The following is a 25,122-nucleotide window of genomic DNA, read 5'->3' on the forward strand; positions in this document are numbered from 1 at the left end:
ATCTGCTTTAATAAGGAAAGACAAATTCTAATAGACGTTTTTAAAAAGGCGTTGAAAACGAATTTGCGATGGATCGCAGACAAAAGTCATTGTTGGCAAAGTGTTTTCACATGACAACCATACAACCCAGGCTTTTCCGACGATGTAATCATCTTTTACAAAACCCCACGCGCGGGAATCACTGGATTGGTCACGGTTATCGCCCATGAAGAAATAATTTCCTTCAGGCACAACAAACACCTGCGGGCTACCACCTTCGGCATCCGACAAGAAGCGAACTGTGTAAGCAGAACTATCCAGATTTTCTTCAGCAAAATATTTAAAACCGGCGTCTTGTCCCGGAAGATCCAGCGGTGTCAAAAGAAAGCTTTGTCCATTCACTGTGATTCGGCCATTGATGATTTCAATTTTATCGCCAGGAAGACCTATTAAGCGTTTGATGTAGTAAACGTCGGGATTTTCAGGGTACTTGAAAACGGCAATTTCTCCACGTTTTGGAGCAGACCATTTCACAAGCCAGGTGTTGCTAAAAGGAATATGTAAACCGTAAGCGAATTTTTTAACTAAGATATGATCATGAACCAAAAGATTTGGGATCATGCTACCAGAAGGAATGACAAAGGGTTCAACCACCGCCCAACGCACTCCAAACACAAGTAGTAACGGAAAAAGGAACGTTAGAATGGCTTGATTCCACGTTCCTTTTAAATTGGTCTGTTTTGAAGTGTCGCTTGTTTCAGACATTAATTAACTGGGTGGAAGAATCGGCCCCAACGCACAGTCAACGGATTGCACAGCATCGGCAGTACCGGAATTGTTTCTTCACAGCTTAACCATACGAACATCGCCCGGCCCAAAATGTTTTGCTTCGGCAAAAAGCCCCACACACGGCCGTCTGAAGAATTCATGCGGTTATCACCCATCACAAAAAGATGGTCGTTAGGAACAGTCACAGGCCCAAACGTTTCGTAGATATCGCCTTTGCGCAAAAGAATCGCGTGACCTTTGCCACCTGGAAGTTCTTCCCAGAATTCTACGTAGTTGTCTTTGTTGTCGTTGATATTGCCGTCACGTTGGAAGTCAGCATCGCGCAGCCATTCGAAATCTTCCATGTCTGCAGGAACTTTCTTTTCAACGGGCTTATCGTTCACGTAAAGAGTTCCGTTTTCATAATAAATCTTATCGCCGGATTCACCCACGATACGTTTGATGAAGAATGTGCTCATGTCTTTAGGATATTTAAAGACAATCACTTCACCACGTTTTGGTTCGTTGAACTTCACTAACCATTTTTCGCTGAATGGGACGCGAAGGCCGTAAGTAAGTTTATTTACGAAGATATGGTCATGAATCAACAACGATGGAAGCATCGATCCAGAAGGAATCACGTAAGCTTCAATAAAGCCCCAGCGAATGAACAAGGCGATAAACACAGCTAAGAATAGAGAGCCCCACCCTTCAGTCCAAAAATGTTTTGTGCGCCAGTTCCAGCTATTCTTGTTGTCGCTCATGGATGCTCCTCTAGGGTCTGTACTAGTCTTCCACTTTTAAAATCGCTAAGAAGGCTTCTTGCGGCACTTCGACATGGCCGATGGCCTTCATGCGTTTTTTACCCTCTTTTTGCTTCTCTAGAAGCTTACGCTTACGAGAAATATCACCACCATAACACTTAGCGGTCACGTCTTTTCTGATCGCACCCAAGGTTTCACGGGCAATAATTTTTGCACCGATCGCAGCTTGAATCGCTACTTGGTATTGTTGGCGCGGGATCAATTCTTTCATCTTTTCAGTCAATAAACGACCACGTGTAACCGCTTTTGATTTATGGACGATCAATGAAAGGGCATCAATAGGTTCACCATTGATAAGAATATCAAGTTTCACCAAGTCTGACTCTTCAAAACCTACGAATTCATATTCCAAAGAAGCGTACCCTTTAGAGATAGATTTCAAACGGTCATAGAAATCCATAACCATTTCATTCATCGGAAGTTTGTATTCGATGATCACTTTTTTATCAGTGACGTATTCCATCTTCTGCTGAATACCGCGTTTGTCTTCGCACAACTTTAAAATACCGCCGATATAATCCGTCGGAGTATGCAGAGTCACTTTTACGTAAGGTTCTTCAAATTTCGCGATCTGGGTTTCAGCTGGCATGCCTGATGGATTTTCTAACATCATCTCGGTGCCATCAGTTTTAGTGATTCTGTAAACAACCGTTGGCGCTGTTGTGATGAGGTCTAGATTGAATTCACGCTCTAAACGCTCTTGCACGATTTCCATATGCAAAAGACCCAAGAAACCGCAACGGTAACCAAAACCAAGGGCCGCTGATTTTTCGATTTCAAAAGTCAATGAAGAGTCATTTAAACAAAGTTTGTCCAAAGCATCTTTTAAGTTTTCATACTCTGAAGCAACTACAGGGAAGATACCCGCAAATACCATCGGCTTAATTCTTTGGAAACCTGCTAATGGTTCTGTTGCTGGGTGCTTTGCCGCTGTAACAGTGTCACCAACTTGGACGTCGCGGATGTCTTTAATACCACACACGATGAAGCCCACTTCACCAGCTTCAAGAGTGTCTTGCATAACTGGGAATGGCTTGTATTTACCCATGCGCAAAACTTCGTAATCACGGTCTGTCGCCATGAACTTGATTTTGTCGCCTTTTTTAATAGCTCCATCCATCACCCGAACTAGAACTACAACGCCTTGATAAGCATCAAACCAAGAGTCAAAAATCAAAGCGCGCGGAGTTAGACTGCGATCCGCTTTCGGTGGCGGAACTTTTTCTACTATGGCCTCAAGGATATCAGTGATACCGATTTTTTCTTTCGCAGAAGCATGGATGATTCCAGTGCAGTCTAAGCCCACTGTATCTTCGATTTGTTTTGCTACACCTTCTGGGTCCGCGGAAGGAAGATCGATTTTATTTAGAACAGGAATAATCTCTAGGTCATTTTCTAACGCCAAGTATACGTTGGCTAATGTTTGCGCTTCCACCCCTTGGGCTGCATCCACAACTAGGATAGCACCCTCACAGGCTGCTAAAGAGCGAGATACTTCGTAAGAAAAATCCACGTGCCCCGGAGTATCGATCAAGTTGATTTGGTACATGTTGCCGTCTTTAGATTTGAAATCTAAGCAGACAGTTTGCGCTTTAATTGTGATACCGCGTTCACGCTCAAGTTCCATGTTATCTAGGAATTGATCTTTCTTTTCGCGATCTGAAAGAGAGCCGGTAGCGGATAGAAGTCCGTCAGCCAAGGTTGATTTACCGTGGTCGATATGTGCGATGATTGAAAAGTTTCGAATAAATTTTGGATCCATATCCACCCTTGCGGCTAATTGCCCAGAGAAACTAAGCGCGTAGCCGGCAGTATACAAATAAGAAGCGCCGAGTTGCTAGAGACAACTCGGCGCAATGACTAAGCTTTTTGAATATTATTAAGCCAAAGTTTTTACAGCGTCTTTAAGCTGTTCAACTTTGTTTAATTTTTCCCATGTGAAGCTTTCTTCATTACGGCCGAAGTGTCCGTAAGCAGCTGTTGGGCTGTAAATTGGACGAAGTAGGTCCAATTCCTTAGTGATTCTTGCAGGGCGCAAGTCAAATACTTGGCGTACTGCTTTTTCAAGAACCTCTGGGCCCACTTTGCTTGTGCCGTAATCGTTAACAGTGATGCTTACAGGTTCAGCAACACCAATCGCATACGCCACTTGCACCAAACAACGGTCTGCTAAACCAGCACCCACGATGTTCTTAGCAATATGACGAGATGCGTAAGCGGCAGAGCGATCCACTTTTGAGGGATCTTTACCAGAGAATGCACCACCACCGTGGGCACCGTGACCACCGTAGGTATCTACGATGATTTTACGGCCGGTAAGGCCAGCGTCACCCATTGGACCACCTGTTACGAAACGGCCCGTTGGGTTGATGAAGAATTTAGTTTTTGCATCGATCCATTTGCTTGGAATTGATTTTTTGATCAACTCTTCAGTGATGAATTCTTGGATTGTTGCGTTTGAAACATTGTCTGCGTGTTGAGTAGAGATAACGATCGCGTCGATACGTTTTGCAAGACCGTTTTCATACTGAACAGTCACTTGAGATTTAGCATCTGGACGTAACCAGTCTACTTTGTTTGCTTTACGCAGACCCGCTAGATCATGAACTAGCTTATGAGACATCGCGATTGAAAGAGGCATCAATTCTGGAGTTTCGTTTACTGCGTAACCGAACATCAAACCTTGGTCACCAGCACCTTGATCGTCAGAAAGAGTTTCTTTAACACCTACTGCGATATCTGGAGATTGTTGGCCTACCGCAACCATCACAGCGCAAGTTTTGTAGTCAAAACCCTTGTCTGAATGATCGTAACCAATGCGTTTAACTACATCGCGGGCTACTTCTGAAAAGTTCACTTTTGCTGAAGTTGTGATTTCACCAGCTACTACAACCAAACCTGTAGTTAGAAGAGTTTCACAGGCAACGCGACCTTTTGGGTCTTGCGCTAAGATGGCATCAAGAACGCCATCAGAAATTTGGTCAGCCATTTTATCCGGATGGCCTTCAGATACAGATTCACTGGTAAACAAATAGTTCTTCACAGTAATGCTTCCTCATTAGGAAAGGTGTTAATGAGCTCGGTTGCAGGATGCTTAAGTGTACCTGAAACCATCCTAAATGCCCTTCGCATTTAGCGAGGCGCCAAGCTATCAAAGTGAGATAGACGGGTCAAGAACCCTTGGATTTCTCGTGGTAAAAATAGCTCAACTCGAGGAAAAATATGGTGAAACCACCGACCAAGCCAATGAGGCCTAAGCCAATCATGAATTGGGCGACCGTTTGCCCCAATGGAGTCAGGCTGGATTCAGGCACATAGCCGCTTGCGTGTAGGTAGTACATGCTAAGAAATCCGAGGGCGGTGATAAAAATCCACAAAGCGGCGTGGAATTTATTAGTTAGAATGCCCACAATTAAAGGCAAAACAGCAAACCAAATCAACGTTGGAGCAAAAAAGCCCCCAGTGAAAAATGAAAATGAGAACTGGAAAATCATTCCGGGCACGACCATGCAGTAAGCGCCCGAACAAATAGATTTAGTCCACTTTCCCACCACAGGTGCCAGGGCGTGAACCATAGAACAAGCAAAGCCGATATAAGCGACTTCTTTTCTTTCAACCAAAAGAAGTGCAATAAAGCTATAAGTCCACATCAATAAACCGGTAAACACGGTTATGAGCGTAAGAAGCTTATACTTAAATAAGCGGACCGTTTCGCTTTCCTCAATCACGGCTGAGAAAACAAAATCGTTCCAATTTTGTGCTTGTTCCATATCGCTCATAAATTTGTTCCAGTACGTTCCAAAAAAAAGAGAGTGGTTTGTTTGTAAACCACTCTCTTGATCAAGTCTATAGCATCTTGTTTATTACGCTGCTTTTTTCCAGCGCACCGGTTCGAAGCGTACATCCTTCGATAACTCCGGCTTTTTATGATTTTTGTACTGCTTGCTGATCTTCAAAAACTGTTTTTCAAGTTTATCTGAAACAGAATCCACTGCTGCATAGATATCTGACGCGTAGGCGGTGGCTTTAAAGTACTTCTCTTTAGTATTCACGGAAATCTCGACACAGAACTCGTGATTCTGCTTAGAAAAATACACGTTGCCGTAACCCTCTTTAAGCAGGAAGCGACTGACCTCATCCATCTTTTCGCTGGTGTAGTTTACTAGCGAACCTGAATGATCCAAATGCTTAAAGGTATAGTTGAGTTTCATTTTTTCCCCTTTCAAGGCGTATGCGAAGCCCTTCGGCTTCATGCCATTCTTATCGGCCTACCTAGACCAAAGATGAGCCTTAATTTGAGACTCAGTAGGATTTTTTTTCGGTTAATCGGCATTTTCGAAAGATCTTGAGGTCTTCTCGATTTCCAAGATAGCGGCTTACTGGGGACATATGATCATAAGCTTCCCGGCAGCGACCGCTTTGGGCAGAAATTTGGGCGTCAAAATAAGAATCCCGCAAGGCTGCAGGAAGACGATCGATTTCCTGGGAAAATGATTTTCCCTCTTTTAGCTGTTTTTTATATTTTTCCAGCTCTTGCTTTGAACGACGTTCAAATTCACGGATATCAGAATATTTCGGGGGCAGATCTTTCGGGATTTTACGGGATAAATCCACAACTCCCTCAAAGTTACCCACTTCGAAATAGGTTTTAGATTTCATGTAAAGCTGTTCAAATTCTTGGGAGGTCGGCAGCGGTTCCTTTTTGCCAAAAGGATTGCCTAAGTAGCCGATAAGAAGGCCGCTGAGTGCGACCGAGTAAGTAAGCCATTTTAAAGCTTGCATGAAACTCTTATCGGAAAGTTTTCACTCTTGGATAAGAGTTTCGATGTCTCACTTTGAGATTTTACTTCACCATTTTCTTATAATATTCCAAAAGCTTTTTAGCCCCTAAAACCAGATTGGCTTCCCAATCATTATGGGCGTTATGGTCAGCTCCGTCGGTGATATATTTTAATGAAACCAACTGAACACCCATCTTGCGGCATACTTTCGCTAGGGCATAACCTTCCATATCCACCAGTTCACAAGGCACCTTTGGCGTACCCGTTTCAAAGCTGTCACCAGTTCCGCACACACCTTGGGAAAGCTCTGGAAAAAAAGGAATCAGCTCGATGGCCCCTGGAATCGGATCAAAAGGAGTTTCCCCTACTTTAAAACCTAAGGGTGAAATATCCATATCACGTTGAACGAAAGTGCTAACTTCAACCAAATCGTGGGTGGGAAATTTAGAACTTCCAGCTGTGCCAAGATTAATGATCACTTTGCATTTGGTTTTTTGAATGACGTCCATTGCGACCATCGCGGCATTCACTTTACCGATTCCAGTGTAGTGAACATTGATGTTTTCTTTTTCAAAAAGACCTTGGGATTCCCCAGGCAGAGCCATTAATAAAGCAATATCATTAGTATTGAACAAGGGAGAATACCTCTTTGTTGTTGAATTTCATTTGATTCAAAAATGTTAAATTCACGAGTACTGCAACTTCCTGCACTTTGTATCCAGCTAGGAAACTTAAATCAATAGCTGCTTGCAAAGTTCCGCCTGTTGCCAACACGTCATCAACGATCATGATGCGACCTTGTCCGATTGGCAGTTCAATTTCTGCAGAACCGTATTCAAGTTGGTAAGAAATTCTTTTTGTGGGCGGAGGAAGTTTGCCGGCCTTTCTGATCGGCAGGAAACCTTTGTTATGAGTTGATGCTAAATGTGCGGCTAAGATAAATCCTCTTGATTCAATTCCCGCAAAATAATCAATTTGCGAAAGATCCACATTCTGAATGAAGTTTTTAGAGACATAACTCATGGCCTCTGGGGATTGTAAAAGGGGCGTCATATCCCGGAATAGAATTCCTTCTTTAGGAAAATCTGGAACATCGCGAATGAGGCTTTTTAAATCCATCTCAACTCCACCGGTCTACACTCCGACTTCGTCGGAGTACTTAGTCTACCCACTGATACCTCGAAACAGGCACTATTTTGATGTAAACGCCGCTTCGAGTAAAGAGTGTCTGAGCAGAAACTTTTGGAATAGGCTTCAGAAATGACAGCATTTAGACTTTTTGTGTTTTTTTACTTAAGTCTTTTCTTGATGGGCTGCTCGACACGTCAGATCATCCGTGATTCTGAATATCGGGATGCGGAAGCGGCCTATCGTTCTGGCGATATTTCACAAGCTTTAGAGCGTTTTCCTAAGAAGGAAAAAAAGGGTTACATCACTTCACTTGAAAAAGCATGGCTAGGTCTATGGACTGGCGAAGCGGATAATAAAGATTTGTTGCGACAGTCCCGCACGTTTGATGAAAGAAAATTCACCAGCATTCTGCGCGAGACTGAATACTTCTTCTATAGTGAAGCTGAAGATGGTTACATTCCCGCTGAGCACGAAGTCATCGTCATGCATTTGATCAACGCCACCTATTTTATGCGGCAGAAAAAATGGGCCCAAGCGAGTGTGGAAACTAGGAAGGCGACTTTCTTTCTACAGAATTATTTCCGTGAAGATCAGAGCCACTTTGATGATCCGGCTTTGCGATTGTGGCTTGCGGGAATTTATGCGGCTTTAGGTGAATGGAATGAAGCACAAGTTGATTTGCGCAAAGTTTATCAGCTTACGAAAAACAAAGAGGCTTTGCGTTTGAGTGAGTTGTCGCGCGCGCCAGATAACATCACTCTTATTTTTGATGGCAGCGGACCTACATTGCGTTGGTACGAAGGTAATGCGACACCGGAATTTTTAAACAGAACGCAAACTCCTAAGACTGAATTGCATTTTTCAACATTGCCGTGGTTTGAGCGTCATCAACAGCGCAACACCGCTATTCGCAATGTGGTGATGAAATCAAACTACATGGCGCAGTATTATGGTCTTAAAGGAAGTGTGGGTGCCGAAAAGTCTGCGGGCTTTGTAGCGTCCAATACTATTCGCGGAGTTGGTATTGCTGCTGGAGTCGTGATCATTGGTGGTGGATTATATTTACTTGCTCAGAGTGGAGCGTCCGGCGCAGGCGAAGCAGCTGGCTATATAATTGGTACTGGTTTACTAGCTGGTGAAACTTTGTGGGAAAAAGGCGACGAAGTTTCAAAGGCCTTTACCGAGTCAGCAGAAGAAAACAAGACGCGCGGCTTAGAAAATTTAAAAACCTATCGCTTCGTGCGCTTCTTACCAAGTTGGATTTCGTTTATGGATTCGGGAATTCCTGAAACTGCCAATACAAAAGGGTTTGTAATCAAATCGCCGCAAGGAAAAACGGCCGTTCAATTCCTGCAAAGATTCTAATCAAGAACCAAGGTTGGCGAGAAGGGTTCATATGCAAGGCGGAGGATCTTTCGCGAAACGCAGGCGTGGCAGCGCCACGTCGGAGAGAAGCGAAAGACCGCACAACGCAGTCGATTGGGCCCTTATCGGCGACCGCTTTAGAAGTATTTTTTGCGCTGGGACGATGGAAGAATTTTAAGTACGTCACGGTATTTTGCTACCGTACGACGGGCGATTTGGATGCCCTCTACTTTTAAAAGATCCACGATTTTTTGGTCTGAAAGAGGATTTTTTGGATCTTCTTTTGCCACCAAGTCTTTGATTTTAATTTTTACTGATTCACTTGCTAATGAATCTCCATCTGAAGAACTGATTCCAGAGTTGAAGAAGTATTTTAGCTCGTAAATACCTTGTGGTGTATGCACGTACTTCGCAGTTGTTACACGACTTACAGTCGATTCATGCATGCCGATGTCGTTTGCGATATCACGCAATACCATCGGTTTTAAGTATTCAGAACCGCGATCAAAGAAGTCGCGTTGGTGCTTAACGATGGATTCAGCCACTTTGTAAATCGTGCGCTGTCTTTGGTGGATGGATTTAATCAACCAAACCGCAGAACGCAGTTTTTCTTGAATATAATCCTGGGTTTTATCACCTGTAGTTTTGCCACCTTTAAGCATGTTTTTATAAAAATTCGAAATTTTTAAACGCGGAAGACCGTCTTCATTCAAAGAGACAACGTAATCATCGCCAACTTTGTAAACGTAAACATCCGGAGTCACATAGTGGGTGTCACTAGCAACAAATGCACGTCCTGGTTTAGGGTCCATCGCATAAATAATTTTGCAGATCTCAATAATATCTTCAACATCACGATTCAACGCTTTCGCAATAGCTTCGTAATTCTTTTTCTCAAGATCTTTAAGATGATTATTAATTAAATTCACTAGATCGTGGGTATCTTCTTCCAAGTGTTTTGCTTGGATTAATAGACACTCTTTTAGATCTCTGGCGCCAACGCCCGCTGGATCAAATTCGTGGATCAAAGTTAAGGTGTCTTGCAAAAGACCTAAATCAACTTTTTCTTCTTCCGCGATCTGTTCTAAGGGAATCTTAATGTAACCGTCGTCGTCGATGGCGCCGATCAAAGCATCGGCTGCTTGCTCTTCTTCTTCAGAAAAACCGTTCATCTTCACTTGCCAGTAAAGGTGATCATGCAAAGTCTGAGACGCCGTGATGACGTTCTCATAGTTCATGATCTCTTCAGAACCTGCCATTCCTGATTGAGGTGGCTTTTGATTGGCTTCGATATAGGATTCCCACTCAAACTCATCTTGTTTTTGCGGGTCTTGAACGTTTTGATCAGGGGCAGCTTCAGAATGTTCTACTTCATTCGCCGCATCTTTAGTCCTTTGCAGATCTTCTTCTTTCAAAGTTTCTGCTTCTTCAAGGATTGGATTTTCTTCTAGTTCAGAGCGAACAGCCGACTCTAACTCCATACGAGACATCTGCAAAAGCTTGATCGCCTGCTGCAGTTGCGGAGTGATCACCAGAGACTGGCTCAGGTTCATCGTCTGTCGAAGAGCCATTAGAAAATCCTTTCTACCTCTAGCATTATGCTAGAGCACATCTATTTAGAGCTTAAAGTTCTCGCCTAAATAGAACTTACGGGCAAGTTCAGAAGTTGCAATCTCATCAGAGCTTCCACTGACCTGTATTTTCCCATCCTTTAAAATATAAGCATAATCGCAAATGCCTAAAGTCTCACGAACGTTGTGATCCGTGATTAGAACTCCTATACCTTTGGCCTTAAGATCGCGGATGATATTTTGAATGTCTGCGACCGCAATCGGATCGATACCGGCAAAGGGTTCATCAAGCAAAAGAAACTTTGGCGAGCCGGCTAAGGCTCTAGCGATTTCAACACGACGTCTTTCACCACCCGACAGCGCATAACCGTAGCTGTCGCGAATATGATTGATATGGAAGTCGCCAATCAGCTGCTCTAACTTTTCAGAGCGTTGGGCTCCGCTATAACCATGGGCTTCTAATGCCACAACGATATTTTCGGCCACTGTTAGTTTGCGGAAAATGCTTGGTTCCTGTGCTAGGTAACTTAAACCCACCCGGGCACGACGGTACATAGGCTCTTTAGATATATTTACTTCATCGATATTGATAGTACCCGAATCTGACTGAACAAGGCCCACCACCATATAAAATGAGGTCGTCTTTCCAGCTCCGTTCGGACCTAGTAAACCCACGACTTGGCCCGATTCTACTGAAAATGAAACGCCATCAACGACCCTGCGTTTTTTGAAGGATTTAGAAATGTCTTTGATGGTGAGCATACTCATTGATCTTTATTCTCCACCTTGGCACGTACTCGTTCAACTTTAACCTTTTTTCCACCTTCGAGGAAGATGATTTCCTCTCCGGTAAGTTCATCGTTGTTTTGAATGACCTTTGGGCTGCCCTTGAAGACGTACTTATTTGTTAAAAGGTCTAGGTTGACGCTTTCAGAGGTAGCAAATTTATCTAAGTCGCTGACTTTCACGCCACCACTGACTGCCACCGAAGAAAGAATGTCGGCGCCCGATTTATATAAAAAGGAGGCTTCGGGTCCTTCTAAAGTCATCTTGTCATAAACTAAGCGCACGGCCCCTTGGAATTTAGCTTGCTTATGTTTTCCACTAAATTCAGCAGAGTCAGCTAAAATATCGAATCTTTTATTATCGTTCACAGACTTGCTTGCTGCTACTTTATCTTGGATCAACATCTTAGATTGATCCACAAGCACTCGCATTCGGCCGCCAAGTACAGAAAGACCTTCCCCTGTTGTATCATCGGGGCCCTTCATACTGACTTTTTCAGGGCTATCGATTTGACGCTTTTTTGCTGAATAAAAAATAGAAGGCGTGTTGAACACATAACCGTTTTCAGAACGAGTGACCACGTTGCCAATAACGCTAAGATCTTTCGATTTAGAGTCGATGGTCCCGCTGTCCCCGGTCACAGTAAATTCAACCTTTTCCTGATTGTAAAAAAAGACTTTAACTTGCTTCAGTTTCCAGGTTCCTGCGGTTTGGCTTCCTTCTGCGGAAGCTGCATAAAGCTCCCAGTCGCGGGTGCCTGATTGACTTTCTACAAGGTGAACGCCTTGCATTTTTTGTTCTGCAAGACTTGATGGCTCTTCGACTTTTTCCCCGCGCGCAATACGTTTTTCTTTTTCTTCTTGGATACGTTCTTGCTCTTCGGCTCTTTTGCGCACAGCCGCTTCATCTTCGATTTCAAGCTTTGAAGGGAAAACGATAAGAATCTCGACAAACAGGATAACTAGCAGTGTTCCAAAGATGAGATTCTTAAATTTAGCCATAATTAAGATGCGCAGCCCTTTTTGTCAGAGGTTCTGCGCAGAATATCGAAATTTTAGTTGGAAGTCGATTCCTGAGGTTGTTTAGTCACTGCGAAATTAATTTCGCCAGCTCCAGCCTCAGTCACGGTGAACAACACTTTTTTAACAGTTAAGAAGTCCACGCCTTTGTCGGCCTGAATGGTCACTTTGCTCCATGCATTAGGATCTTCTTCACTTTCACCACGTGTTGTTTCAACTACGTCGCGAATTTGGTTTTGCAATTTACTTTCTTGCTCTGCTTTGGACTTAGCTAACGCAGCTTCTAACTGGGTCTTCAGATTTGGAATATTCCAATCTTCTGATCCCTTTACTTCATCGAAAGTAGCTACAGTGTCCTTATCCAAAAGAATTTCTTTATTAGAAATTGTCACTACGTGGGCAGGCTTTAACTCGCGCACCGCAGATGCTTTTGGCAAAACAACTTCTTTAGGAATATAAAGAATTTCGCCAGTCGCATTGTAGTTTTGCAAAAGAAAGATCACTAGCACGGTGAACATATCCACCATCGCTGTCAGTGATAGAAGCGCAGTTACATCACGCTTCCCTTTTCTTTTGCTTAGAATGTTATGGTAACGGTGTCTTTCACCGGGTCTAAAGATGGCCATTAATTCGGCCCTCCTGTTGCTACAGAAATTGCTGAAAAGCCAGCGCTTAAGCAATTATCCATGGCTTTGATAAGCTGTTCATAAGGAACTGCATCGGCAACGCTGACAACTGCATCCACTTTTTCAGGATACAGCTGCTTTACACGCTGAAGTTGCGCTACAAGGCCTGCATCATCAAATTGCTCGTTCACCATAGGAAGACTGATCACTTGTCTCCCAACAGTTAAAACATAGCCCACTTCTTTCACGTCCACTTTCACTACCACATCGGCATTCGGCGGCGGCGTCGGAGAAGGCTGCGTGTCCATTTTCTTCCCATACAGGGAACTGCCAATTTGAATCATAGACACTTGGGTCCATACGGCCGTGATCAAGAGGAACGTGATGAGAACGCTCATCAAGTCGATGAAAGGCACGAGATTCAACTCGATATTCTTCTTTCTTCCTCTGGAATCACCGCTATCTATATGAGCCATTGATTACCTCTAGTCTTTAATCTTTTCTCTATTAGCTACAACCAAGTTCAAAAGACTCATGCTTGTTTCGATAACTTCGTTTTCCGTTTTTTGAATACGATGTTGGAACAAACCGTAAGCAACGATAGAGATGATCGCCACTAAAAGACCAAACGCCGTACAGTTCAGGGCGTGTGAGATACCTTTTGAAAGTTCCAATGCTTTAGTTGCAGGATCCGCTGCAGCCACTGCACGGAATGAACCGATCATACCGATGATCGTTCCTAGAAGACCGGCAAGAACGGCAACGTTACCGAAAACTGCCAAGAACGAAGTCCAACCTTCTACTTTTGGCATTTCTCTCATAACTGCTGCATCCATTGCTACTTGCACTTCTTCGTCAGGGCGTTTATTCATCGCCTGAACTAGACCTGCTTTAACCGTGTTCGTCAACGGAGCCGGACGAGCATCGCAATAGCTGATAGCTTGGCGTAAATCACCTGCTACAACCATTCTGAAAATTTGGTCAGTGAATTCTTTTTTATCCACTGAAAGGTTTTTTAATTTCATCAATCTTTCCACGATCACAAACACCGCCAAGATAGCGATAACTGCGATCACGTACATGACGAAACCACCCTCTGCGAATGCGCGCTGGATGAAATTCATGTTGTCTACTGTTACTGTTGGGTTCACGGGAACTCCTCCTCTAAAAATTAATTAGCTTGATTCAATACGAACGGGTACGCCTGCACTTCAGCCACTAGGCCTGGTGGAGGTTCTGGGAATGTCCAACTTGCCAAACGATCGCGAATGCAATTTTCAACTTGGCGGTTACCCAGTGTTGAACTTTTCACTTTCACATTTCGCGCCTGACCTTGAGCCACGATTTCCCAGCTTAAAACAATTTTACCTTCTAAAGACGTCCCCTTTTGCAGAGTATTCAAAGCGCGCTCATAGCAGCTTTGTAATTCGTGCTTCTTCGCGCGAATCACGCGGCGAATGGCTTCTTTATCGATGGTACCAACGAAAGATTCTTCCGCTCCGCCACCTTCGATCGCGACAGAGTTTTTACTGCCGAAACCTTCAGAGGCACCGTAAGCAGATTGGCCCGAACCGCGGCCTTTGGTTCCAACTCCGGCGATACCCTGAGTTGCTGTTCCCTTACCGCCCGCACCTGAATCTTTAAACTTAGAACCTAAATTATCACCAGCACGGTCTTCGTTAAAGCCTGATGCCCCCGATGCTTTATCGGCCATACCAAGAACTTCACCGGCACCAGAATAAGCTTTGTCGATTTCTTTACGGCTTCCGCCGCCACCGAAGGCACTGAATAAGCCCACTTTAGAAATATCTTTATTAGATGATTGCGCGTTCGCCCCAGCAGTTTGGCCTGTTTTAATTGCGCCCCCCTGACGAGTTGAAGTGAACTTTTTTGTACGGTCTTTTGCCATTGGCTTAGGCGCCACTTCACTAGCTCTTGCTGCGACTTGCGTTTTTGCGGCTTTTTCAGCAACCGCACCTTTTTTCTGCGCATCACGAGTTTTATCTGACACCACGACTTTTTGCGGAGGTGGAGTCGGCGTTGGTACCGGAGTCGGAACCGGCGGTGGCTCTGGCGGAGGCGGAGTTGGAACAGGAGTTGCCGCTTCAGGTGGTTTATTGAAAATAACCTGGGCAATTCTTTGCACTTCCTCTTGTTTATTTTCCTGCCAGTCTTTTGGGATCGTTGCTGAGATATAAAGCGCTAACAATCCAACTAAAACTAATGACATCACTAAGCCAGTTAACTCTGAGCTTGAAAGCATCATCGGCAACATTGGTACGGTCGCAGCCTGCGGCACGTGTCTGATATAAAGGTGAATGTTTCCACCCGGTAAAGTCACGCAAGCCATTTCGTTTTGATCGACACGAATTCCCGCAGCTGAAGTCACAGCGCGAGTTCCGTTTGAGGTCACCAACTCAACGGTCATATCCGCATTGGCATTCACCTTAAGACCGCCCGCCATTTCAACAATCGGGAATCCGCGATTTAAAAGACCTTCTGGTAAAGCGACAGAATGATCACCGCCTGCATTCACACGGATCGTTTTATTTCCGCGGAAATGATAGGTCGTAAGAATTCTTTCCTTCCAAGTGACGACAACTTGAACTGTTGTGCCCTTGGTGGGTTTTAAATAGGATTTTAAATCTTGAATTTCACTGGCAGGAGCAAAAGTTTTGGTCTTCTTTTGTTTTTTAAAGAAGCTTCTATCCTTACGGATTTCCGGCCTTACCGGAGCCGATGTAATAACTGGCTTATCTTCTTTTGGAATCTCCACTGGAATGACCGGCGGAACCACTTTGATCTCTTCTGTTTTCACCGCTGCCGGAGGAGGCATCGGCGCTATTTCAATTTTTTTAGTTTTATCTAAATCAATTGCTGCGGTCGTTGCAGATACGGTCGAAGCACCCGGCGCTGCTTTTGGTTTCGGTACGCCCACGAAGAATACGATTTTAAACGGACCCACCTCGATTTCATCCCCTGATGAAATCATTTCGTCTAGAACAGCCTGTCCATTTTTGAAAGTACCTTGCTGCGAACCAAGGTCACAGACATAGTACCCGTTATCACGAAGCTCAATAAGACAGTGGATAGGTGAAACAGCGTCTGACTCTAAATCAAGATGCACTTCGGCGTTGTGACCAACGACGATCTGATCCTGATCAAATTGCTTAACACCCACCAACTGGTTGTTCTTAAAAATCCTAAATATTAACGGCGATCTCAATTAACACCCCGAACTCGCTGAATATCTTCTGTTGTTCTTCTCATCTCGGGCAAAAAATTCTCTCTAAGTTTAATCAAGCGCTTATAGTTGAAGTTCTTTTTTTGAAAGAGATAAAAAAGCTCTGGCTTTTGTGTCGAACCTTCAACCAATTCGTCTTCGAAATTCAATGTCGCTTTTCGCTCTTTTTTGTCGCCGCTGGCAGATGGACGAGTCGACTGGGCAAAGCTTGTGCAATAAACACAGCTTAAGACCAATACGAAAATTATAATTTTAAAATTTCGCAACATAGACTCCACCTGATCCTTCACTCTATTTTAAACCAGCTTTTGCTTTATTTTCCAAAGCAATAATTTTATTGCGGGTATCTGCAGGCCCACCTACAAACTTTAGTCTGTTAATCAGCTCGATACCTTCTTGGTACTTGGCCATACTCTCTACTAACAGTGTTGCATAATTATAAAGTGCTTCTTTGTTGTTCGAATTTTCCTTAAGAATCTGCTCATAGATTTCTTGGGCACGGTCATACTTTTTCTGAGCGGTTAATGCGATTGCGAAGTTATTTAAAACTCGCGGATCGCGAACACCTTTTTTATAGGCGATTTCTAAAACAATGTGAGCTTTCACATAGTCTTTTTCTTGAACATATAACGATCCAAGGTTCGCCGCCGCCACTGCGTTGTTGTTATCAATATCAAGAGCGCGACGGAAAGACTTAATCGCTTCCCTTCTTTCACCTTGCGCAAGCTGGACTATTCCTAAGTTGGAATAAAGGTCTGCATTTTTACCTGAAGCGGTCAGGGCTTTACCTAAAAGATATCTGCTTAGTTCAAAACGACCCTTTTTATAGTGGTACATCGCCAATGCATTTAATGCTTTCGCGTCGTTTGGCGATTGCGCCAAGATTTGGGTCGCTGCTTGATAGATTCTATCGTCTGACTGAGCCTTAATGGCTTCATTTAAGACAGTATACTGGGACGGAGTCATCACAGCGACCGGTCTTTCAGGCTCGGTTGCTGTTGCAACAGGCTTAGCTTCTTCTTTTTCTATTGCCGGAGCTTCCGTGATTTCTGTCGTTGGCACTTCAGTTTTAGTTTCCTTAACGGGATCTGAAGAACAGGCCACCAAGGTCAACAATGTCGATGCTAGTAATAACTTTTTCATTATTGCCCCATCCAATTCACTAAACGAATGTCAGAAGCCACTTCTTCACCATTATAGTAAGATTTCGGATCCTGACGGTGCATGTATTCATAAGCGGTTTTAAAACCATCGTTATAGATTTCAAGTTCTAAGCCGCGCTCAACTGCTAGCTTAAAGCTATCAAAAGCTTTCGCTTTTGGTGCTTCCGCAAACTTTTCTACACCCGCTTTATATTGCTTTGTTTCCTCTGCATTTAGTCCAGCTGGAAGTGGTGCGTTTAAAATGGCCTGGGCCATGTTTTGATAAGCTTCACCCAATAGACTTAAAGAACTTACGATTTCCTCGGCGCTATCATATTTAATGATATCCGCCAGTTCAGTTGTTAACTGATTTAACAACGCCGTCTTTTTATCCACAGCTGCCTTTTGTTTTTTAGGATCAGCTGGGAAATTGATAGCTTTCATTTCTTTGAAAGTTTCCATGGCTTGGGCAAATTTCACTTTTGCGGCAAAAGAAGCACCTGGACCTTTTTTGTTAGGCGCAAAACGCTTTTGTATTGCCAGTGTTTTACCGCGCCATTCATCTGATTTAGTAATAGCTTTTTGTCTGCGTGACAAATCGCTAACCCAGTAAGCGCTTTCCACAACTTTTTCAGCATCACGGCCGCCACCTTCAACGTATTCAGTGTACCGTGCAATCGCAGCGCCATTTTGTCCTGCTTTACGATGAATTTGTGCCATGCTAAAAACTGCTTCGATATTATCAGAGTGCTTTTTATTTACTTTCGTGAATTCAGTGTAAGCTCTGATTGCATCATCTGATTTTCCTAAAGCTTCATAAAGAACCGCAGCATTGAAGATCATGTTCGCCGCCAATGGATCCTTAGGATTTTCATCGGCCGCTTGCTTATAAAGGCGTGCTGCTTCTTCAAACTGTGCTGAATCTTGATACTGTTTTGCCAACAGGCGACGCGCTTTGGATTTTAATTTATCCGCCGCTGGGTCTTTAGAATTAATAACACCTTGGTAGGCATTAATCGCCGAAGCGTTTTTGCCGGCCCGCTCGTAGTTTACGCCCGCATTGAATAATGCAATAACGGCCAAATTTGATTTCGGGTTCTGCTTCGCAAAACCTTCAAACACCTGGGCACTTTCGCCATAATTTTTCGCAACTTCTAAATCTTGACCACGTTTGAAGGAAGCTTTTTCAAGAACCCCGCGGATATCTTCCCCGGCTTTTGAAGAAGCAATTGAAGGAACTGCTAGTAACTCTGAACCAGCTTTTTCAAGACCCGCGTAGTCTTTTCTTAAATTATAAATATCTAACAATAAGTTTGCGGAGTATTCAGCGTACTTCGTCGTTGGATGTTGTTGCACGATATTGCGGAATTGAGTGGTTGCCGGATCGAAGTGGTTGCTTTGGTAATAAAGACGACCAATACGGAATTTGATCTCTGCTGCTTTTTCTGTGTTCGGGAATTTTTCGATGTACCATTGACCCGCTTTAATAAAGCGTTCTACTTTAGGCTCTAACGGCACAGGGTCTAAAGAAGTGCCCACACGTTTTTGCATCTCTTGATCTGATGGAATGCTTCTTTCAACAGATAAAATCAAGTTTTGGGCTGCTTTAGAATAGAACTTACTTTGAGGAGCGTTATCCACCACCCATTTGTATTGGATGGAAGCCTCATCATATTTGCCCATATCGTAAAGAAGTTCACCATAATAAAAGCGCATGTCGCCGGCATTCGCTGAATCACCGAATTCACGCAAATAAAGCTGATAACCTTCATTAGCCTGACTTTGAGAGAATGGGGCCCGAGAGTTTTGAGCGGTCTGATGTTGTTGTAAAACGTAGTTACGCAACGTGGTTTCACGAAGTTTCACTGAGTTTTCAATCAACTCTTTATTATTTTTATTAGCTGCATACCAAGCGCTTTGTGAGTCAAAGTCTTTCACCCAACTGTAAAGCTCTGCTTTAAAGCGGGCGGTGTTTTTAGCGTAATAATAATTTTGAACAATTTGATATTGGTATTCAAAGGACTTAGCCGATGTTGGATTTTGTGCAATAAGGTACTTAAATACGTCACGAGATGAGTCTTTGTTACCCCGGTCAGAATATTGATACGCAAGGCGTTCTAAATATGAAAGATAACTATTGCCTACCAGATCCTTAAAGTACGTGGGAGCTTTCGCAGGATCGCCACCTTCAGCATAGAAAACCACGATATCGCGTAACGCTTCGCTTTCAAGACGATTGCGATTTACAGTTTTGCGACCGGCTAACTGTTCACCTGTATCTGCTTTACCCGTTTTAATAATATATTCAAGATAGTTCATACCTTGTTGAACTTTACCAAGACGGAATAAGCACCACGCCCCTTTATATAAAGCAAACGTGTGCAGACGATGGGATTTTTGCTTAATTAAATGAGAATACTCTTTATAAGCCTGGCCCCATTTTTCATTTTCAAAATAATATTCTGCTAGCGCAAAGTGCGCTTCACCGACAAAGGCCGAATTGGGATATCCGCGAACCAGTTCCTCGTAAAAGCGAGCACCTTTGTCCACTTCTCCTAACTCAAAATAATTATAACCAAGGAAGAAAAGAGCTTGGCTGTTTTTTTCATCCCTAGGGAAATCACGTTGGAACCATTCATAAAGTTGAACAGCTTTTTTGTTATATTCCCGAGCTTCTGCAATTTCCAGTTTAGGCTTCACTTTCGTTTTGCCTGATTGAAAAGCGCGAAGTTTCGCGTCGTACTCATCTTGTTTGCGGGAATCAATAAGACCCGCCTTTTCAACATAAAGTTCCGCTAAACGCAGCCACAGTTCTCCACGATTCGGGCTGGTTTTAAACTTTTGGGTCAGCTTATAAAGTTCACGAATTTGCTGATCTAGAACTCTTTCGTATTCAGCTCTGTCCCCGCTGGATTCTTTTTGCATGATTTCAGAGGAACGAGGCGGCTTCACAGCATCAAGATTGACGGACTTAGATTCACCTCTAAAACCCAGGCTTGAACTAGGTAAAGAGGTATCTGTTTTCGACATTTGAAAACGACCGCCACGAGAGCTGTCATTGGCCTGGGAAAGCAACTCACCCACCGTTTTTTTCTTAACAACTTTGGTGGTTTTAACCGTCGTTTTTTGCGCAAAAGAAATCTCTCCAGCGCTTAAGACAGTTACTAGGCTCGTGATAAGAAGACGGTGGCGGTTTAATTTCATATTTTACTCGCAGCTTTGTTTGCCAAGGTAATGGTAATTTCCTACTTCATCCAACCAGTACTCGCCTTTGAATGGATAGTACTCATAGCCATTTTGGATGTAGAACTGACGATCAATGTTTTCATCGATTTGTTCAGCGCCAAGATCTTTGCCGGCAATTTTCTTTTTAATGCTTTCTTTACGGCCTGTGATCATTTCATAGCGAATGAATCCAGCTTGTTCATAAAGATCACGAAGTTCGACTCGCATATTCAACAAGTGAGCTTTAACCATGTCACCGATTGCAAATTTAGTGTTACGACCACGATTTGCGATGATTTTAAGGGCGTACTGACCTAGTGGTGATGCGCGGAATGCTGAATTCGCTTCGACTCTGCGTTTTTCTTGATTTAATTTTTCAAGATAGTTCATCGAACGTTTCACGTCCCCTTGATCTAAAACATTGCGTGAAACAATGTATGGAAGTCTTAGGCCAGAACCTTTTTCGCTGATTTTCATAGAGTTGGCTTTTTCAACTTCGGCATAGAAGCTTGCCGCATCGGACGTCGATTTTAAGAAGTCACCAATTTTAGAACGCACAGGTCCATAGGTCTTTTCAAAAAGACTTAGGACTTTTTCCATCTCGTCGTACTTACAGATATATAAGTATACGATCGAACGAAGCAGTAAACTCTCCGGCATATAAAAGTCTTCATAATATGCCGAATGGAGAGTTTGGAAGTTACTTAAAGCAGAACGGAAACGAGCCGCGCGCAGCATCGCCCAGCTTTGTTCAAAAACCGCGTCATGCCACAAAACGGTGTCACGAGGAACTTGGGCATAAGCCTCAATTGAACCTTCCCAATCTTGTTTTTGATAAAGAGCACGAGCCAAACCAAGTTGCGCTGCTACTTTATTAGTGTCAGTCACTGGTGCTCTACGACGAGCATCTAACATCTTATTAAATGTCCCAACCGCAACTGCAGGTTGACTGCCTTCCATTTCTGCCAAACCTTTATTAAAAAGAGCTTGGTAGTAATAGCTGCTGCCCGATCCCACTCGCGAAAATAGATCTGAGGCTTTTGTAAAGTCACGGTTACGTAAGCTGATCTCTCCTAAACGGAAGTGGATCATATCTTTTAGATTGCTTGGGAAATCATTTAAATCCACGCGGGAAATCGCGTAGTTCAAAATCGTATCATCACCCAACGTATCAGCCACAATCGAAAGCTTTTCGATCGCTAACTTTGAATACTTTGGATTTTTCATTCTGATAACATCTACGAATTGAAAAGCCGCAGTTTGGTACAGCTTTAGTTCAATTAACATTGTCCCCAGAATGTATTTAATTTGCGCACGTTCATCGGCCAATTCAGGACGACGGCTTAAGCTAAATAAAGCATTAGCTGCTGCTTCGTATTGTCCGCCTTGCGCTTGTCTTAAGGCATTGCTTAATTGGTTGCGCAAAGTTGATTCGCGGGAACTTGAAGAAGATGCCGAAGCCTTTTTAGGCGAAAAAGATTTCTTCCGCTGTGCAAAAGTACCAGCGGGAACCATCATGCTTGAAGCTATCAGGAGTAGTAATATTTTTCTCATCGGTAACTAGCCTCCGGAAAGAACCAACTCCACCCAACCGTTAGGAAGAGATTGTTAAAAGAGTTCTGCGCACCATCGATTCCAGTTGCGTTAAAGAAGTTCCAACTAAAGTCCCAACGAACTGCGTGAGCTTTACTTAAAGCAAAAATTTGTCCAGCAGCTAAGTGAACAGTTCCTGCATTTTCGCCGGATTGCGTTTCAGTTGTTCCATACCCAGCTGAAAAATAAAGATCAAAAGGAACGATACGCTCATTGAACCAAGTCATTTTTCCGTACACTGGGACGAAGACAATATCGCCACCAATAAAAGATTTTGGATAAACGAGGTTTTCAGTTGATACGTTCAAATTATTACGAAGGTCATCAGTACCCTGACGAGTCGAAGTTGAAAGACCGAAATAATTTAATTCCACGCCCCAAGTTTCACTTAAAAAGTAACTTGCTTTACCGACTGCACCGATCGTATTAAAAAACGGATCATTGGTTACTAAGGTGCCGCCGCCAAATAATTGAAAGCGACCTGTCTTAGGTAAGAATCTTTTTTGAATAACTGAAACTTCCTTGAACGGCGATAAAGTTCCAAGGCCCGAAAAGTCCGTTAATGTATTATCTTTCGGTGTCGATTCCTGATAAGTCGGAGCTGCATTTGCCGTCGGAGGAGCTTGTTTCGGAGTTCCCTTATCCAGCTCTAGCTCAATGACATCTAAATCATCAGCTTCATCTGCTTGGGCGAATGCCACACCTGGAATGGCAAGAAGCCCGAACAACATCAAAGTCATGATATTTTTGTTCAACATCTCTTGCCCCTTTTAAAACAAATAAGACAAACCCACATCAAGGTTTGTTGTGAAAGTTAAGCGTTCTTCAAACTCAGAATATTCAGGCGTTGGATCTGTCGTTTTCATTCTGCTTGCCAAGAACGGAACAGGTGCCTGATGGGCATAAAGACGCAAATCAAAGCGAACAGCCCAATCTTTAGTAAAATAGAACTTCTGCCCCATACCTACTGCCACCGCCGGATAGCTTTTATGGATGTACTTAACCATTCCCGCTGAAGCGGATCCGAATAGCAGGGTGTTAAACACGATAGATTTTGAAATACTCATTTTGCCGTAAAAAGCTTTCAGATTGTAATCAAGCATGGTCGTTAGATCTGGATACGGAGCTCTGGCAAAATCTAAATTGAACTGTTTATCCAACTGTTCGGCGTAACTTGAAAGACCTGTTGAGTGTTTACCTACCAACAAACCCCAGGCATGACTTTCGCTGGTATTATAATAGATGCCGATACCAAGTTTGCTTACGTTGGCAATAGGCTCTGTCATCGCGTAGCTATAAAACCCATCCACTTCGAATTTTTTGTTAGTGACAATAGTTCTGTTACGAACACTCACCGGCCTGTCAAATACAGGAAGAACTGATTCTTGTGCGAGCTCCTCTGGTGGAAGCTCTACCACTTCAGCAGCGAACGCGGCTTTTTGCAGCAGCATCGCAAGCACAAAAATCACAACGGCTTTAAATCCATTCATCATGTTTACCTACCTAGAGGAAAAGGCTCCGTATTTAAAAATATAGTCACTCACTTCTCGCACAGCACCCATTCCGCCGGGTCTGCGAGTCACGTAATCTGCAATTTCTAAGACTTCATCGACGGCTTCAGGAACTGTCGCACCGAAAGCCACTTTCTGTAAAAGTGGGATGTCGAAAATATCATCCCCAACATAGGCCATCTCTTCTGCAGAAATGCCTGATTCAGTTTGAAGTTGTTGGAATGACGGCTCTTTATCAGAAGCGCCTTCATACAGAAAATGAATGCCCAATGCTTTCACCCGAGCGCGAATGTCTTCTGATTTACTTCCTGTGATAACAGCTACTTTGTAACCAGAATCGATAAGTCGTTTGATGCCGACACCATCACGAATAGAATAAAATCGACGCCACTCGCCGCCATCAAACCACACACGAGTGTCAGTTAAGACGCCATCCACATCGAGGACCAACATCTTGATATTTTTAAGTTTTGATATTTCTAATGTCACAAGATCATTGTGGAAAATAATACTTAAGGCGGCAAGTGCGCCACTTGGATACAGGACTTAGGGTTGTGTCGGGTTTCAGGACTAAAGGCCTGTATAATTCGAAAATTATTTTTGCAGTTCGTTATCCGCAGTGATCCATGAACTTAATGACGAAGGAAACTGAGGCGGAGAAGCTTCTGCGCCGATCAACGCTAAAAGTTCCTGCGGAGAAACAGTACCACCTTTTTTCGATAAAAAACGCGCACGGATGTAGCCTGCCGCCATAATTTCCCCGCCGCTTAAAAACTTATGTTCCAAATAAATCGATTTTTCATCCCAACTTATTAAGCGAGTGTGGATTGAAAATTTTTGAAAGACTTGAAGTGAGCGGCGGAACCGGATCATTTCCGAAGCGACAACAGGGTACCAACCCTGTTTTGAAATTTTCGGGGCTGCCCCCATGCGGATCATAAAATCCATGCGCGCTAAATCTTGCAGCGAAAGATAAACGCCATTATTCATGTGCATCAGGACGTCAAGATCCGTAGGCCAAGTTCTGAACGGAGTACTGCATTCATCCATCAAGGAAATCTTGGAACGGAACCGGGAAAAGATCAAAATATGGATGAGCCTAAAAAATAAATTCATTTGCTCTGCCCTTCAAGTTCGTTGACCCGTTGTTGCAAGCGGAAGACTTGATTTTGCATTTCTTGAACTTGTTTTTTTAATTCAGTCATTTCTTTAGAACTCACTTCTGGCGGCGCAGCGTCCCCCAAAAGATTAGCGCCGATTTCGGCCCTTTTTAGGTTAAGTTCTTGTAAGGCTTGGACGTCAGCATCTTCCACCATGCCTTCCGCTGCATATTGGTTTTGCAGCGCTTTCTGTTTGTTTTGAATTTCACGACTTAGTTGAGTCATTCTTTGCAACGATTGATAAGCTGTTTTGATTCTGCTGAGGTTTGGCGGAAATTCACCGGTGATTACAGAGAAAACCACCAGGAACATCACGATGGAAATCAGTGTGCTTCGCAAAATAGAACCAAGAACTTTACCGACCGTTTCCTTCATCTTATATCTCCCAATTGACATT

26 protein-coding genes are annotated in these 25,122 nt (G+C 43.4%); 1 reads left to right on the forward strand and 25 read right to left on the reverse strand.

Features of this window, described 5'->3' with window-relative positions; genetic code table 11:
• Positions 1-27: 27 nt before the first annotated feature.
• The 9 genes from lepB (MNR06_RS08280) to MNR06_RS08320 form a co-directional block, all read right to left on the reverse strand.
• On the reverse strand, positions 28-744 hold the full coding sequence (gene lepB, locus MNR06_RS08280) for a signal peptidase I (protein WP_243540764.1): 717 nt from the start codon (positions 742-744) through the stop codon (positions 28-30).
• On the reverse strand, positions 744-1,511 hold the full coding sequence (gene lepB / locus MNR06_RS08285; RefSeq protein WP_243540765.1) for a signal peptidase I: 768 nt from the start codon (positions 1,509-1,511) through the stop codon (positions 744-746). The genes lepB (MNR06_RS08280) and lepB (MNR06_RS08285) overlap by 1 nt, the downstream gene beginning before the upstream one ends.
• Before the next feature lie 22 nt (positions 1,512-1,533).
• The gene (gene lepA / locus MNR06_RS08290; RefSeq protein WP_243540766.1) at positions 1,534-3,333 is read right to left on the reverse strand and encodes a translation elongation factor 4; all 1,800 of its coding nucleotides are present in this window, start codon (positions 3,331-3,333) and stop codon (positions 1,534-1,536) included.
• 117 nt (positions 3,334-3,450) lie between these two features.
• Complete coding sequence (gene metK / locus MNR06_RS08295) at positions 3,451-4,614, reverse strand: methionine adenosyltransferase (RefSeq protein ID WP_243540767.1); 1,164 nt, start codon at positions 4,612-4,614, stop codon at positions 3,451-3,453.
• Positions 4,615-4,741: 127 nt separating this feature from the next.
• Positions 4,742-5,350: a hypothetical protein gene (locus tag MNR06_RS08300; protein WP_243540768.1), complete on the reverse strand. Its 609-nt coding sequence runs from the start codon at positions 5,348-5,350 to the stop codon at positions 4,742-4,744.
• 84 nt (positions 5,351-5,434) lie between these two features.
• Positions 5,435-5,782, reverse strand: a complete 348-nt coding sequence (gene hpf, locus MNR06_RS08305) for a ribosome hibernation-promoting factor, HPF/YfiA family (RefSeq protein ID WP_243540769.1) — start codon at positions 5,780-5,782, stop codon at positions 5,435-5,437.
• 91 nt (positions 5,783-5,873) lie between these two features.
• Positions 5,874-6,353: a hypothetical protein gene (locus MNR06_RS08310; protein ID WP_243540770.1), complete on the reverse strand. Its 480-nt coding sequence runs from the start codon at positions 6,351-6,353 to the stop codon at positions 5,874-5,876.
• 61 nt (positions 6,354-6,414) lie between these two features.
• Positions 6,415-6,957, reverse strand: coding sequence for a 5'-methylthioadenosine/S-adenosylhomocysteine nucleosidase family protein (locus MNR06_RS08315; protein ID WP_407933214.1), 543 nt, complete (start codon positions 6,955-6,957; stop codon positions 6,415-6,417).
• Between the two features lie 16 nt (positions 6,958-6,973).
• Entirely contained in the window at positions 6,974-7,471 is a 498-nt protein-coding gene (locus tag MNR06_RS08320) for an adenine phosphoribosyltransferase (RefSeq protein ID WP_243540772.1), read from the reverse strand.
• A 141-nt stretch (positions 7,472-7,612) separates the two neighbouring features.
• Here MNR06_RS08320 and MNR06_RS08325 point away from each other — a divergent pair, with 141 nt between their 5' ends.
• The gene (locus MNR06_RS08325; RefSeq protein WP_243540773.1) at positions 7,613-8,848 is read left to right on the forward strand and encodes a hypothetical protein; all 1,236 of its coding nucleotides are present in this window, start codon (positions 7,613-7,615) and stop codon (positions 8,846-8,848) included.
• 137 nt (positions 8,849-8,985) lie between these two features.
• Here the strand turns inward: MNR06_RS08325 and rpoN are convergent, their stop codons facing one another.
• The 16 genes from rpoN to MNR06_RS08405 all read right to left on the reverse strand — a co-directional run bounded on the left by rpoN (position 8,986) and on the right by MNR06_RS08405 (position 25,100).
• Positions 8,986-10,419, reverse strand: coding sequence for an RNA polymerase factor sigma-54 (gene rpoN, locus MNR06_RS08330; RefSeq protein WP_243540774.1), 1,434 nt, complete (start codon positions 10,417-10,419; stop codon positions 8,986-8,988).
• A gap of 45 nt (positions 10,420-10,464) precedes the next feature.
• Positions 10,465-11,187, reverse strand: a complete 723-nt coding sequence (lptB, locus tag MNR06_RS08335; RefSeq protein ID WP_243540775.1) for an LPS export ABC transporter ATP-binding protein — start codon at positions 11,185-11,187, stop codon at positions 10,465-10,467.
• Positions 11,184-12,206, reverse strand: coding sequence for an LPS export ABC transporter periplasmic protein LptC (gene lptC, locus MNR06_RS08340; protein ID WP_243534835.1), 1,023 nt, complete (start codon positions 12,204-12,206; stop codon positions 11,184-11,186). Before lptC ends, lptB begins: the two co-directional genes overlap by 4 nt.
• A gap of 53 nt (positions 12,207-12,259) precedes the next feature.
• Complete coding sequence (locus tag MNR06_RS08345; protein WP_243534837.1) at positions 12,260-12,850, reverse strand: ExbD/TolR family protein; 591 nt, start codon at positions 12,848-12,850, stop codon at positions 12,260-12,262.
• Complete coding sequence (locus MNR06_RS08350; protein WP_243534839.1) at positions 12,850-13,326, reverse strand: ExbD/TolR family protein; 477 nt, start codon at positions 13,324-13,326, stop codon at positions 12,850-12,852. The genes MNR06_RS08345 and MNR06_RS08350 overlap by 1 nt, the downstream gene beginning before the upstream one ends.
• A 9-nt stretch (positions 13,327-13,335) precedes the next feature.
• Positions 13,336-14,001, reverse strand: a complete 666-nt coding sequence (locus tag MNR06_RS08355) for a MotA/TolQ/ExbB proton channel family protein (RefSeq protein ID WP_243534840.1) — start codon at positions 13,999-14,001, stop codon at positions 13,336-13,338.
• A 20-nt stretch (positions 14,002-14,021) separates the two neighbouring features.
• Positions 14,022-16,076, reverse strand: coding sequence for an AgmX/PglI C-terminal domain-containing protein (locus MNR06_RS08360; protein ID WP_243534842.1), 2,055 nt, complete (start codon positions 16,074-16,076; stop codon positions 14,022-14,024).
• On the reverse strand, positions 16,073-16,363 hold the full coding sequence (locus MNR06_RS08365) for a hypothetical protein (RefSeq protein WP_243534845.1): 291 nt from the start codon (positions 16,361-16,363) through the stop codon (positions 16,073-16,075). The genes MNR06_RS08360 and MNR06_RS08365 overlap by 4 nt, the downstream gene beginning before the upstream one ends.
• 22 nt (positions 16,364-16,385) lie before the next feature.
• Positions 16,386-17,237 carry a tetratricopeptide repeat protein gene (locus MNR06_RS08370; RefSeq protein WP_243534848.1) on the reverse strand — a complete coding sequence of 284 codons (852 nt, stop codon included), beginning with the start codon at positions 17,235-17,237 and terminating at the stop codon, positions 16,386-16,388.
• Positions 17,237-20,440 carry a tetratricopeptide repeat protein gene (locus MNR06_RS08375; RefSeq protein WP_243534850.1) on the reverse strand — a complete coding sequence of 1,068 codons (3,204 nt, stop codon included), beginning with the start codon at positions 20,438-20,440 and terminating at the stop codon, positions 17,237-17,239. The genes MNR06_RS08370 and MNR06_RS08375 overlap by 1 nt, the downstream gene beginning before the upstream one ends.
• Before the next feature lie 3 nt (positions 20,441-20,443).
• The gene (locus MNR06_RS08380; protein ID WP_243534852.1) at positions 20,444-22,015 is read right to left on the reverse strand and encodes a tetratricopeptide repeat protein; all 1,572 of its coding nucleotides are present in this window, start codon (positions 22,013-22,015) and stop codon (positions 20,444-20,446) included.
• The gene (locus tag MNR06_RS08385; RefSeq protein ID WP_243534855.1) at positions 22,012-22,812 is read right to left on the reverse strand and encodes an outer membrane beta-barrel domain-containing protein; all 801 of its coding nucleotides are present in this window, start codon (positions 22,810-22,812) and stop codon (positions 22,012-22,014) included. The genes MNR06_RS08380 and MNR06_RS08385 overlap by 4 nt, the downstream gene beginning before the upstream one ends.
• A gap of 12 nt (positions 22,813-22,824) precedes the next feature.
• Positions 22,825-23,547 carry an outer membrane beta-barrel domain-containing protein gene (locus MNR06_RS08390; protein ID WP_243534858.1) on the reverse strand — a complete coding sequence of 241 codons (723 nt, stop codon included), beginning with the start codon at positions 23,545-23,547 and terminating at the stop codon, positions 22,825-22,827.
• 6 nt (positions 23,548-23,553) lie between these two features.
• Positions 23,554-24,054, reverse strand: coding sequence for a KdsC family phosphatase (locus MNR06_RS08395; protein WP_243534861.1), 501 nt, complete (start codon positions 24,052-24,054; stop codon positions 23,554-23,556).
• 105 nt (positions 24,055-24,159) lie between these two features.
• Positions 24,160-24,681, reverse strand: a complete 522-nt coding sequence (locus tag MNR06_RS08400) for an acyl-CoA thioesterase (RefSeq protein WP_243534864.1) — start codon at positions 24,679-24,681, stop codon at positions 24,160-24,162.
• Entirely contained in the window at positions 24,678-25,100 is a 423-nt protein-coding gene (locus MNR06_RS08405) for a hypothetical protein (protein ID WP_243534867.1), read from the reverse strand. The genes MNR06_RS08400 and MNR06_RS08405 overlap by 4 nt, the downstream gene beginning before the upstream one ends.
• Positions 25,101-25,122: the final 22 nt, after the last annotated feature.

Origin of the sequence: Bdellovibrio reynosensis (genome assembly GCF_022814725.1) — a bacterium.
GTDB classification, from domain to species: domain Bacteria; phylum Bdellovibrionota; class Bdellovibrionia; order Bdellovibrionales; family Bdellovibrionaceae; genus Bdellovibrio; species Bdellovibrio reynosensis.

What these genes read in the sequence shown, in the direction of transcription:
- lepB (WP_243540764.1), bottom strand. Translation starts at nt 744, where the DNA reads ATGTCTGAAACAAGCGACACTTCAAAACAGACCAATTTAAAAGGAACG.
- lepB (WP_243540765.1), bottom strand. Translation starts at nt 1,511, where the DNA reads ATGAGCGACAACAAGAATAGCTGGAACTGGCGCACAAAACATTTTTGG.
- lepA (WP_243540766.1), bottom strand. Translation starts at nt 3,333, where the DNA reads ATGGATCCAAAATTTATTCGAAACTTTTCAATCATCGCACATATCGAC.
- MNR06_RS08300 (WP_243540768.1), bottom strand. Translation starts at nt 5,350, where the DNA reads ATGAGCGATATGGAACAAGCACAAAATTGGAACGATTTTGTTTTCTCA.
- hpf (WP_243540769.1), bottom strand. Translation starts at nt 5,782, where the DNA reads ATGAAACTCAACTATACCTTTAAGCATTTGGATCATTCAGGTTCGCTA.
- MNR06_RS08310 (WP_243540770.1), bottom strand. Translation starts at nt 6,353, where the DNA reads ATGCAAGCTTTAAAATGGCTTACTTACTCGGTCGCACTCAGCGGCCTT.
- MNR06_RS08315 (WP_407933214.1), bottom strand. Translation starts at nt 6,957, where the DNA reads ATGGCTCTGCCTGGGGAATCCCAAGGTCTTTTTGAAAAAGAAAACATC.
- MNR06_RS08320 (WP_243540772.1), bottom strand. Translation starts at nt 7,471, where the DNA reads ATGGATTTAAAAAGCCTCATTCGCGATGTTCCAGATTTTCCTAAAGAA.
- MNR06_RS08325 (WP_243540773.1), top strand. Translation starts at nt 7,613, where the DNA reads ATGACAGCATTTAGACTTTTTGTGTTTTTTTACTTAAGTCTTTTCTTG.
- rpoN (WP_243540774.1), bottom strand. Translation starts at nt 10,419, where the DNA reads ATGGCTCTTCGACAGACGATGAACCTGAGCCAGTCTCTGGTGATCACT.
- lptB (WP_243540775.1), bottom strand. Translation starts at nt 11,187, where the DNA reads ATGAGTATGCTCACCATCAAAGACATTTCTAAATCCTTCAAAAAACGC.
- lptC (WP_243534835.1), bottom strand. Translation starts at nt 12,206, where the DNA reads ATGGCTAAATTTAAGAATCTCATCTTTGGAACACTGCTAGTTATCCTG.
- MNR06_RS08345 (WP_243534837.1), bottom strand. Translation starts at nt 12,850, where the DNA reads ATGGCCATCTTTAGACCCGGTGAAAGACACCGTTACCATAACATTCTA.
- MNR06_RS08350 (WP_243534839.1), bottom strand. Translation starts at nt 13,326, where the DNA reads ATGGCTCATATAGATAGCGGTGATTCCAGAGGAAGAAAGAAGAATATC.
- MNR06_RS08365 (WP_243534845.1), bottom strand. Translation starts at nt 16,363, where the DNA reads ATGTTGCGAAATTTTAAAATTATAATTTTCGTATTGGTCTTAAGCTGT.
- MNR06_RS08370 (WP_243534848.1), bottom strand. Translation starts at nt 17,237, where the DNA reads ATGAAAAAGTTATTACTAGCATCGACATTGTTGACCTTGGTGGCCTGT.
- MNR06_RS08375 (WP_243534850.1), bottom strand. Translation starts at nt 20,440, where the DNA reads ATGAAATTAAACCGCCACCGTCTTCTTATCACGAGCCTAGTAACTGTC.
- MNR06_RS08380 (WP_243534852.1), bottom strand. Translation starts at nt 22,015, where the DNA reads ATGAGAAAAATATTACTACTCCTGATAGCTTCAAGCATGATGGTTCCC.
- MNR06_RS08385 (WP_243534855.1), bottom strand. Translation starts at nt 22,812, where the DNA reads ATGTTGAACAAAAATATCATGACTTTGATGTTGTTCGGGCTTCTTGCC.
- MNR06_RS08390 (WP_243534858.1), bottom strand. Translation starts at nt 23,547, where the DNA reads ATGATGAATGGATTTAAAGCCGTTGTGATTTTTGTGCTTGCGATGCTG.
- MNR06_RS08400 (WP_243534864.1), bottom strand. Translation starts at nt 24,681, where the DNA reads ATGAATTTATTTTTTAGGCTCATCCATATTTTGATCTTTTCCCGGTTC.
- MNR06_RS08405 (WP_243534867.1), bottom strand. Translation starts at nt 25,100, where the DNA reads ATGAAGGAAACGGTCGGTAAAGTTCTTGGTTCTATTTTGCGAAGCACA.